This window comes from Micromonospora sp. NPDC000668 (genome assembly GCF_042897975.1).
GTDB lineage: Bacteria > Actinomycetota > Actinomycetes > Mycobacteriales > Micromonosporaceae > Micromonospora.
In genome coordinates this window covers 883,493-893,170 of record NZ_JBIAYP010000002.1, presented here as the reverse complement: position 1 = coordinate 893,170, position 9,678 = coordinate 883,493, and the positions used below count along the sequence as shown (strand labels likewise).

The window sequence follows — 9,678 nt, the reverse complement described above, 5'->3', positions numbered from 1 at the left end:
GTCGACCAGTTGTCGTCGTTCGCCGACGAGGTGACCCGGGTGGCCCGTGAGGTGGGCACCGAGGGCAAGCTCGGTGGTCAGGCGCAGGTCAAGGGCGTCTCGGGCACCTGGCGGGACCTCACCGACAACGTGAACTCGATGGCGTCGAACCTGACCGGCCAGGTTCGCAACATCGCCTCGGTGACCACCGCCGTGGCGAAGGGCGACCTGAGCCAGAAGATCACCGTGGACGCGCAGGGCGAGATCCTGGAGCTGAAGTCCACGGTGAACACGATGGTCGACCAGCTGTCGTCGTTCGCCGACGAGGTGACCCGGGTGGCCCGCGAGGTCGGCATCGAGGGCAAGTTGGGCGGTCAGGCGCAGGTCAAGGGCGTCTCCGGCACCTGGCGTGACCTCACCGAGAACGTCAACCAGCTCGCCTCGACCCTGACCACCCAGCTGCGGGCCATCGCGCAGGTGTCCACCTCGGTGACCCGGGGTGACCTGACCCAGCGGATCGCGGTCAAGGCGCAGGGCGAGGTCGCCGAGCTGAAGGACAACATCAACCAGATGATCGTCACCCTCCGGGAGACGACCAAGAAGAACGCCGAGCAGGGCTGGCTGGACTCCAACCTGGCCCGGATCGGCGGCCTGTTGCAGGGCCAGCGGGATCTGGGCGAGGTCTGCCGCATGATCATGACGGAGGTGACCCCGCTGGTCGACGCCCAGCTCGGCGCCTTCTTCCTGGCCGACGACGCCGACGGCAGCATGCGACTGAAGCTGACCTCTTCCTACGGGTACGTGGCGCGGGGGCACGACGTCACCTTCGGCCCGGGTGAGGGGCTGGTCGGGCAGACCGCCCTCTCCCGCCGGACGATCCGGGTCAGCGCATCCCCGAACAGCCGGCTCACCCTGCGCTCCGGCCTGGCCGAGACGCCCCCGTCCGACCTGGTGGTACTCCCCGTGCTGTTCGAGGGGGAGCTGCTCGGGGTGATCGAGTTCGCCAGCGTGGCGGCCTTCTCCGAGCTGCACCTGGCGTTCCTGGAGCGGCTGGTGCTCACCATCGGCATCGCGGTCAACACCATCCAGGCCAACCGTCGTACCGAGGAGCTGCTGGCCCAGTCACAGCGGCTGGCGCACGAACTCCAGGAGCAGTCGGCGGAGTTGCAGCGGACCAACGCCGAGCTGGAGGAGAAGGCCACCCTGCTCTCCGAGCAGAAGGGCAACATCGAGACGAAGAACCGGGAGATCGAGCTGGCCCGGCTCGGCCTGGAGGAGAAGGCGCAGCAGCTCACCCGGGCCTCGGCGTACAAGTCGGAGTTCCTGGCCAACATGAGCCACGAGCTGCGGACGCCACTGAACTCGCTGCTGCTGCTGGCCCGGCTGCTGGCGGAGAACTCGGAGCAGAACCTCAACCCGAAGCAGATCGAGTTCGCCCGGACCATCCACAGCGCCGGCTCGGACCTGCTCTCGCTGATCGACGACATCCTGGACCTGTCCAAGATCGAGGCGGGTCGGATGGACGTCGAGCCGACCGAGATCCGGTTCGCGGAGATCCGCGGCTACGTCGAGCAGGCGTTCGCGCCGCAGGCCGAGGAGAAGAACCTGGACTTCCAGGTACGGGTGAGCAAGGACCTGCCACCGGCGCTGGTCACGGACGCGCAGCGGTTGCAGCAGATCCTGCGCAACCTGCTCTCCAACGCGGTGAAGTTCACCGACAACGGTGCGGTGACGCTGCGGATCGCCCCGGCGGCGGAGAACGCGGTCTTCGACGTGCCGGCGCTGACCAACGCCCAGCAGGTGATCGCGTTCACCGTGATCGACACCGGGATCGGCGTCTCCGACGACAAGCTGTCGATCATCTTCGAGGCGTTCCAGCAGGCGGACGGGACCACCAGCCGCCGCTACGGCGGCACCGGCCTGGGCCTGTCGATCAGCCGTGACCTGGCTCGGTTGATCGGGGGCACGATCACCGTGTCGTCGGCGCCCGGGCAGGGGTCGACCTTCACCCTGTTCGTGCCGCAGGTGCTGGCCCCGGACGCCGTGGTCGCGCCCCAGGCGCCGTCCCCGCAGCGCGCCGGTCTGCCGTCGTCGCTGCTGATGCCGCCGCTGGAGCTGTTTCCCGAGCGGCCGGAGGCGCCGGCCACCCGCCAGCTGGACGGGTCCACGGTGCTGATCGTGGACGATGACGTGCGTAACGTCTTCGCCCTGACCAGCGCCTTGGAGTTGCACGGGATGACCGTGCTGTACTCGGACAACGGCGTGGACGGTGTCCGCCTGTTGGCCGAGCACCCGGAGGTGGACATCGTGCTGATGGACGCCATGATGCCCGACCAGGACGGGTACGAGACCACCCGCCAGATCCGCCGCAACCACCGGTTCGCCGACCTACCGGTCGTCTTCCTGACCGCGAAGGCGATGCCGGGCGACCGCGAGTCCGCACTCGCGGCCGGGGGCAGCGACTACATCACCAAGCCGGTCGACCTGGACGACCTGATCGAGCTGATGTCGTCCTGGATCAGCGGCAGCCGGACCGAGGAGACTTCGTGACCCAGATGGCCAAGGCGCTGCTCGTCGACGACCGGCGGGAGAATTTGATGGCACTGGAGGCGATCCTCCAGGGCCTGCCGGTCCAGTCCGTGGCGGTGGAGAGCGGCGAGGCGGCGCTCAAGCAGCTGCTGGTGGACGACTTCGCGGTGATCCTGCTGGACGCACAGATGCCGGACATGGACGGCTTCGAGACGGCCAGCCACATCAAGCGCCGGGAGCGGACCCGGCACGTGCCGATCATCTTCCTCACCGCCGCCGACCGGGACGCCCAGCTCGCCCTGCGCGGGTACCAGGTGGGCGCGGTGGACTACCTGACCAAGCCGTTCGACCCGTGGGTGCTTCGGGCCAAGGTGTCGGTCTTCGTCGAGCTGTGGGTGAAGACCCGGCAGTTGGCTGCTCAGTCGGACCTGGTGCGGGAGCGCGACACGCAGTGGCGGCGGCTCACCGACGCGGTCGACGAGGCGGTCACCCTGCTCCGCTCCGACGGGCCGGAGGCTCGGGACCGGGCGGTGGAGCTGCTCGAACAGGCCCGCTGGGGCAACACCTCCTGACGGAGGGGCGGGCGCTCAGCCCTCGCGGGGCGGAGCAGGGTGGCCGCCCGGCGGGCCTGCCAGCGACTGGACCTAGCCGGTGGGTTGGTCGTTGCGGATCATCAGGGCGCTGCGGAGGCCGGTGATGTCCAGGACGCGAATCAGGAAATCACCCACGTGAGTGAGCATCAGCAGGCTCTGCGCGTGGCTGGCCTTGCGGCTGAGCACGACCAGGGTGCCCAGGCCCTGTGAGTCGCAGAAGGTGACGCCGCCGAGGTCGAGCACGATCTTCGGCGGCGGGTCGGCCAGCACCTCGTTGACCACGGTGGAGAGCTGCGCGGCCGTGAGCATGTCGATCTCACCGGCCAGGCGCAGCACTGCTTCGTCGCCCGTCCGGTGTAGCGTGATGGACAGTTCGGCACGATCCACCCGGTCAGCCTAGCGCGATCCGGACGACCCGGCCTGTCGAGGCCGCGAGGCGCTCCGGCCGCCGTGTCGGCCCCGTTGACGGGCGCCGGAGGCGGGTGAGCCGGGTAACCCCGGTCCGGGGTGGCTGCGGCCTGACCGTTCGGCGCTGACACAATGGCGGCATCGTGACCGAGACATTCTCTGCCGGATCCGGCCGCTACCCGGCCGACGCGCCGGCCTCCGAGGCCCTGTTCGCCCGCGCCCGCGCCATCGTGCCGGGCGGGGTGAACTCCCCCGTGCGCGCCTTCCAGGCGGTCGGCGGCACCCCGCGCTTCATGGTTCGCGGCGAGGGTCCGTGGCTGCACGACGCCGACGGCCGCCGCTACGTCGACCTGGTCTGCTCCTGGGGTCCGCTGATCCTCGGGCACGCCCACCCGGAGGTGGTGGACGCCGTACAGGCCGCCGCCGCCCGGGGCACCAGCTTTGGCACCCCCACCCCCGGTGAGGTGGAGTTGGCCACCGAGATCGTCGACCGGACCCCGGTGGAGCAGGTTCGGCTGGTCAACTCCGGCACCGAGGCGACCATGTCGGCGATCCGACTGGCCCGCGGCTTCACCGGTCGCTCCAAGATCGTCAAGTTCGCCGGCTGCTACCACGGGCACGTCGACGCCCTGCTCGCCTCCGCCGGGTCCGGCGTGGCCACCCTGGGCCTGCCCGACTCGCCCGGCGTCACCGGCGCGGCGGCCAGCGAGACCATCGTGCTGCCGTACAACGACGTCAGGGCGGTCGAGGAGGCCTTCGCCGCCGAAGGCCAGCACATCGCCGCGGTGATCACCGAGGCCGCCGCCGGCAACATGGGCGTGGTCGCCCCCCGCGACGGCTTCAACCAGCAGCTAGCCCGGATCGCGCACGCGCACGGCGCGCTGCTCGTGGTCGACGAGGTGATGACCGGCTTCCGGGTCTCCCGCGCCGGCTGGCACGGCCTCGACCCCTCCGACGCCGACCTGTGGACGTACGGCAAGGTCATGGGTGGTGGCCTGCCCGCCGCCGCGTTCGGCGGGCGCGCCGAGATCATGGCCCGGCTCGCCCCGGCCGGCCCGGTCTACCAGGCCGGCACGCTCTCCGGTAACCCGCTCGCCTGCGCCGCCGGCCTGGCCACTCTGCGGCTGGCCGACGACGAGCTGTACCGCCGCCTCGACGAGACGGCCACCGTCGTGGGCAAGCTCGCCGCCGATGCGTTGGCCGCCGCCGGGGTCCCGCACCGGCTGTCGTACGCGGGCAGCATGTTCTCGATCTTCTTTACCGACGCCGAGGTGGTCGACTACGACAGCGCCCGCACCCAGCACGTGCCGGCGTTCAAGGCGTTCTTCCACGCGATGCTCGCCGCCGGCGTGTACCTGCCGCCGAGCGCGTTCGAGTCGTGGTTCGTGTCGGCGGCGATCGACGACGCCGCTCTGGAGCAGATCGCCGCCGCGCTGCCGACGGCGGCGAACGCGGCGGCAGCGGCGGGTCACGGGGGGTAACGAGCGGTGAGCAAGACGGTGGTCCACGTGCTCCGGCACGGCGAGGTGTACAACCCCGACCAGATCCTCTACGGCCGGCTGCCCGGTTTCCGCCTCTCCGAGCTGGGTGTGCAGATGGCCAAGGCCGCCGCACAGGGGCTGGCGGAGCGGGAGGTCGTGCACGTGGTGGCCAGCCCGCTGGAGCGCGCCCAGCAGACCGCCGAGCCGATCGCCGCCCAGTTCGGGCTGTCGGTCGGGGTGGACGAGCGGCTGATCGAGAGCGCCAACTGGTTCGAGGGCAAGAAGGTGTCCCCGGGCGACGGGTCGTTCCGCGACCCGCGCAACTGGTGGGTGCTGCGCGACCCGGTGACGCCGTCCTGGGGCGAGGCGTACCGGGTCATCGCCGAGCGGATGTTCGCCGCCGTGCACGCCGCCCGGGTCGCCGCCGAGGGGCGCGAGGCGGTGCTGGTCTCGCACCAGTTGCCGATCTGGACGCTGCGTCGGTACGTCGAGCGCAAGCGGCTCTGGCACGACCCGCGCAAGCGGCAGTGCGGGCTGGCCAGCCTCACCTCGTTCCACTTCGACGGCGCCAAGGTGGTCGGCATCGGCTACAACGAGCCGGCCGCGCACCTGATCGCCCTCTCCGCGACCGCCCGGACGGCCAAGGGGGCCTGATGAACGCCCGGAGGTGGACCGCAGGTCTGCTCGCCCCCGTCGCCGCGGTGGCGCTGGTCGGCTGCACCTCGCAGGGCCGGGAGAAGACCTGCACGACCACCTCCGACGGTGTCATCGAGTGCGCACCGGACCAGCGCTCGGCACCGCCCGCGATCAGCGGTGAGCTGCTCACCGGCGGCAACTACGACGTCAGCCAGGCCCGTGGCCAGGTGGTGGTGCTCAACTTCTGGGGCTCCTGGTGCGCGCCCTGTCGCGCCGAGGCGGACGACCTGGAGGGCACCTACCAGGCCACCAAGGCCTCCGGGGTGACCTTCCTCGGCATCAACGTCCAGGACCAGCGGGACAAGGCCAAGGCGTTCGAGGAGGGCCGGGTCACCTATCCGAGCCTGTTCGACCCGCCGAGCAAACTGGCGCTCGCCCTGGACATCCCACCGAACAGCATCCCGGCGACCGTGGTGCTCGACCGGGAGGGCCGGATCGCCACGGTGATCCGGGCAGCGGTCAAGCAGGAGGGCCTGCAACCGATCGTCGAGCGGATCGCCGCCGAGAAGGCGGCGTCTCGCTGATGGGCGAGACCTTCAAGGAGTTGGCCACGAGCGGGCCGCTGCTGCTCGCCATCGGCGCGGCGGCGCTCGCCGGCCTGGTCAGCTTCCTCTCCCCGTGCGTGCTCCCGCTGGTCCCCGGCTACCTCTCGTACGTCACCGGCCTCGCCGGCGCCGACCTGGAGGGCCGCCGTCCGGCGGCCGACCCCACGCCGGCCGAGGCCACTGGCGGTGTCGCCGTCCGGGAGCGGACCGCCACGGCCGCGGCCGTCAAGGGTCGGGTGCTCGCCGGGACGCTGCTCTTCATCGCCGGCTTCACCGTCGTCTTCGTCGCCACCGCGATCCTGTTCGCCAGCATCGGCCGGGTCTTCTTCGAGTACGAGCGGCAGCTGGAGATCGCCATCGGCGCGCTGATCATCGTGCTCGGGCTGGGCTATCTCGGGCTGATCCCGGCCCTGCAACGGGAGTTCCGGATCTCCCGTCTGCCCTCCGCCGGGCTGCTCGGCGCCCCGGTCTTCGGCGCGGTCTTCGCGCTCAGCTGGGTGCCCTGCACCGGCCCCACGCTCGGCGCGGTGATGGGCATGGCCACCGCGAGCGGCCAGAGCGACCGTGCGGTCGTGCTCGCCGTGGCGTACTGCCTCGGGCTGGGGATACCGTTCATCGTCTTCGGGCTGGGCTTCCAGCGCCTGCTCGGGGTCTTCCGCGCCGTCCGGCGCAACAGCCGCTGGGTCACCCGGGTCGGCGGCGCCCTGCTCATCCTGATCGGCCTCGCGCTGGTCACCGGCGGATGGCAGAGCTTCGTGATCTGGTTGCAGACCACCGTCGGGGTGGGCGAGGTGAGCATCTGATGACCGCCCTGGACGACCGGCCGGAGACCGCGGCCCCGGCGCCCCGGCGCCGGCCCAACCGGCTGCTGGCCCTGCTGCGCAACTCGTGGCGGCAGCTGACCAGCATGCGTACGGCGCTGATCCTGCTCTTCCTGCTCGCCGTCGCCGCCATCCCCGGCTCGGTGCTGCCGCAGCGCGGCATCAGCCCGGAGAAGGTCAACGAGTACTTCACCGAGCACCCTGACCTGGCCCCTCGGCTGGACCGGATCGGCGCGTTCGAGGTCTTCGGCTCGGTCTGGTTCTCCGCGATCTACCTGCTGCTGTTCACCTCCCTGATCGGCTGCATCACGCCCCGGCTGCGCGACCACGTCCGGGCGCTCCGGTCCCGGCCGCCGGCCGCGCCGAAGCGGCTGCAGCGGCTGCCGCAGCACGCGGTGCTGCCCGCCCCGGCCGGCGGCGCGGCGGCGGTCGCCGAGGTGCTGCGCGGCCGACGCTGGCGGGTGGAGGTCCGCGGCAACGAGGTCTCCGCCGAGAAGGGGTACCTCAAGGAGACCGGCAACCTGCTCTTCCACACCTCGCTGATCGCCGTGCTGATTGGCGTCGCGCTCGGCTCGTGGTACGGCTGGAGCGGCAACCGGCTGCTGGTGGCGGGCGCCGACAACGCCTTCTGCAACACCCGGCAGCAGTACGCCGAGGCGAAGCTCGGCCCCCAGGTGGACAGCGAGGACCTGCCCCGTTTCTGTCTGCGGCTGGACGACTTCCAGGCCCGGTTCCTGGCCTCCGGCCAGCCGGAGTTCTTCGACGCCACGGTCACTGTCGACGGCCCTGACGAGCCGACGCGCAGCGCCAACTTCTCGGTGAACTCGCCACTGCGGCTGGGCGACGCGAACGTCTACCTGCTCGGCCACGGGTACGCCCCGGTCATCCGCTACACCGACCGGTTCGGCCGCACCCAGGTCAGCGACGAGCCGTTCCTGACCACCGGCGACATGGGCCTGACCAGCGAGGGGCTGGCGGCCTTCCCGGACGCGAACGTCGACCCGCGGACCGGGCAGCGCGCACCGGATGAGCAGATGGCGTTCACCGGCATCTACCTGCCCACGGCGCCGCAGCAGGCACCGTTCGTCAGCTCGCAGTACCCGACCGAGCGCAACCCGGCGCTGAACCTGGTCGCCTACCGGGGCAACCTCGGTCTGGACGCCGGCATCCCGGGCTCGATCTACCAGCTCGACCAGCGGCAGGTGCGGACCGGCAAGGTCAAGGAGGTCGGCACCAAGCTGCTCAAGAAGGGCGAGACCTGGACGCTGGACGACGGCAGCAAGGTCGAGTTCCTCGGCACCGAGCGGTACGTCACCCTCTCCGTCCGGCACGATCCCGGCTCGACGATCCTGCTGATCAGCTGCGGGTTCCTGCTGGTCGGGTTGATGGGCTCGCTGTTCGGGCGGCGCCGCCGGGTGTTCTTCCGGGTGATGCCGGCCGACCCGGCGGACGGATCTCCGACGGGCGGTAGTAGCTTGATGGAGGCCGGTGGCTTGCCGCGCACCGACTATCCAGGGTTCGCCGACGAGTTCGCCCAGCTCGTCGCCGCAGTCAGCGGTGACGAACGGGCGGCCGAGCGGGCGGCAACGGATGCTGACTCCAGCGGCCGGGCCGGTGTGCGAGAAGGGACCGAGTGATGTCCGCGCTCTCCGACAATCTGGTGACCTTCGCGATCCTGGTGTACCTGGTCGCGATGATCTGCCACGCCGTGGAGTACGCGCTGGGCAACGCGCGTACCTCGGTCGCCGCTGCGGCTCCGGCTCCTGAGCTGGTCGGCGCTGGCGTCGGCGGAGGCGGTGGTGTCGTCCCGACGTCGTCCGCGCCGGTCCCGGTGTCGGCCGCAGCCGACCGCTCGGCGCGGCGCGCCCGGATCGCCGGCCTGGCCGCGGTGGGCGCCACCGCACTCGCCGCCGTGCTGCACCTCGCGGCGCTGGTCACTCGCGGCATCGCGGCCGACCGGATGCCCTGGGGCAACATGTACGAGTTCGTGCTCACGGTGACGTTCATCGGGGTCGCGGCCTGGCTCGTGGTGCTCTGGAAGCGGCCCTCGCTGCGCAAGCTCGGGCTGTTCCTCACCCTGGTGATGGTGTTGCTGGTGGCCACCGCCGAGTTGGTGCTGTACGTGCCGATCGTGCCGCTGGTGCCGGCGCTGAACTCGTACTGGTTCGTCATCCACGTCTCGACCATCGTCTTCGCGTCCGGCATCCTGCTGTTGGGCGCGGTGCCGGCGGTCGGCTACCTGATGCGCTCCGGGTACGAGCAGGGCAAGCGGCGCTTCCCGTACACCCTCGCCAAGCGGTTGCCGGCGGCCGCTGGTCTGGAGCGGCTGACCTTCACGCTGCACGCCTTCGCCTTCCCGATCTTCACCTTCGCGGTGATCGCCGGTGCGATCTGGGCCGAGGCGGCCTGGGGACGGCCGTGGGGCTGGGACCCGAAGGAGACCTGGGCCTTCATCTCCTGGGTCGTGTACGCCGGCTACCTGCACGCCCGGGCCACGCCCAGCGTGAAGCGCAACGTGGCCACCTGGATCGCCGTGCTCGGCTTCCTCACCGTCCTGATGAACCTGTTCGGCGTGAACATCTTCTTCACCGGCCTGCACTCGTACGGTGGCCTGGACTGATCCTCG

At 70.9% G+C, this 9,678-nt stretch carries 9 protein-coding genes; 8 read left to right on the top strand and 1 reads right to left on the bottom strand.

Translation table 11 applies throughout. The annotated features are described in order from the left end of the window. Both ACFY29_RS13635 and ACFY29_RS13630 read left to right on the top strand, forming a co-directional pair. A partial coding sequence (locus ACFY29_RS13635) for an ATP-binding protein (protein ID WP_386985800.1) occupies nt 1-2,529 on the top strand: 2,529 nt, incomplete at its 5' end. Continuing rightward, nucleotides 2,526-3,080 carry a response regulator gene (locus ACFY29_RS13630; protein ID WP_328422517.1) on the top strand — a complete coding sequence of 185 codons (555 nt, stop codon included), beginning with the start codon at nt 2,526-2,528 and terminating at the stop codon, nt 3,078-3,080. The genes ACFY29_RS13635 and ACFY29_RS13630, both read left to right, overlap by 4 nt. 72 nt (nt 3,081-3,152) lie before the next feature. On the opposite strand, the gene ACFY29_RS13625 is transcribed toward ACFY29_RS13630, so the two are convergent. Then, nucleotides 3,153-3,488: an STAS domain-containing protein gene (locus ACFY29_RS13625; protein WP_088951070.1), complete on the bottom strand. Its 336-nt coding sequence runs from the start codon at nt 3,486-3,488 to the stop codon at nt 3,153-3,155. A gap of 164 nt (nt 3,489-3,652) precedes the next feature. On the opposite strand from ACFY29_RS13625, the gene hemL reads away from it, so the two are divergent. The 6 genes from hemL to ccsB are packed head-to-tail and all read left to right on the top strand — an operon-like array spanning nt 3,653 to nt 9,672. Next, complete coding sequence (gene hemL / locus ACFY29_RS13620) at nt 3,653-4,990, top strand: glutamate-1-semialdehyde 2,1-aminomutase (protein ID WP_386985797.1); 1,338 nt, start codon at nt 3,653-3,655, stop codon at nt 4,988-4,990. 6 nt (nt 4,991-4,996) lie between these two features. Beyond that, a complete protein-coding gene (locus tag ACFY29_RS13615) occupies nt 4,997-5,644 on the top strand; it encodes a histidine phosphatase family protein (RefSeq protein ID WP_328422521.1) in 648 nt (215 codons plus the stop codon). Next, entirely contained in the window at nt 5,644-6,210 is a 567-nt protein-coding gene (locus tag ACFY29_RS13610; RefSeq protein WP_386985794.1) for a TlpA family protein disulfide reductase, read from the top strand. The genes ACFY29_RS13615 and ACFY29_RS13610 overlap by 1 nt, the downstream gene beginning before the upstream one ends. Next, the gene (locus tag ACFY29_RS13605) at nt 6,210-7,034 is read left to right on the top strand and encodes a cytochrome c biogenesis CcdA family protein (RefSeq protein ID WP_386985793.1); all 825 of its coding nucleotides are present in this window, start codon (nt 6,210-6,212) and stop codon (nt 7,032-7,034) included. The genes ACFY29_RS13610 and ACFY29_RS13605 overlap by 1 nt, the downstream gene beginning before the upstream one ends. Next, complete coding sequence (locus tag ACFY29_RS13600; RefSeq protein WP_386985792.1) at nt 7,034-8,689, top strand: cytochrome c biogenesis protein ResB; 1,656 nt, start codon at nt 7,034-7,036, stop codon at nt 8,687-8,689. The genes ACFY29_RS13605 and ACFY29_RS13600 overlap by 1 nt, the downstream gene beginning before the upstream one ends. Beyond that, on the top strand, nt 8,689-9,672 hold the full coding sequence (gene ccsB, locus ACFY29_RS13595) for a c-type cytochrome biogenesis protein CcsB (RefSeq protein ID WP_386985790.1): 984 nt from the start codon (nt 8,689-8,691) through the stop codon (nt 9,670-9,672). Before ACFY29_RS13600 ends, ccsB begins: the two co-directional genes overlap by 1 nt. The last annotated feature ends 6 nt before the right edge of the window (nt 9,673-9,678 follow it).

Bases quoted from the DNA above. Each gene is read 5' to 3' on its own strand.
- ACFY29_RS13610 (WP_386985794.1), top strand. From the start codon at position 5,644: ATGAACGCCCGGAGGTGGACCGCAGGTCTGCTCGCCCCCGTCGCCGCG.
- ccsB (WP_386985790.1), top strand. From the start codon at position 8,689: ATGTCCGCGCTCTCCGACAATCTGGTGACCTTCGCGATCCTGGTGTAC.
- ACFY29_RS13605 (WP_386985793.1), top strand. From the start codon at position 6,210: ATGGGCGAGACCTTCAAGGAGTTGGCCACGAGCGGGCCGCTGCTGCTC.
- ACFY29_RS13600 (WP_386985792.1), top strand. From the start codon at position 7,034: ATGACCGCCCTGGACGACCGGCCGGAGACCGCGGCCCCGGCGCCCCGG.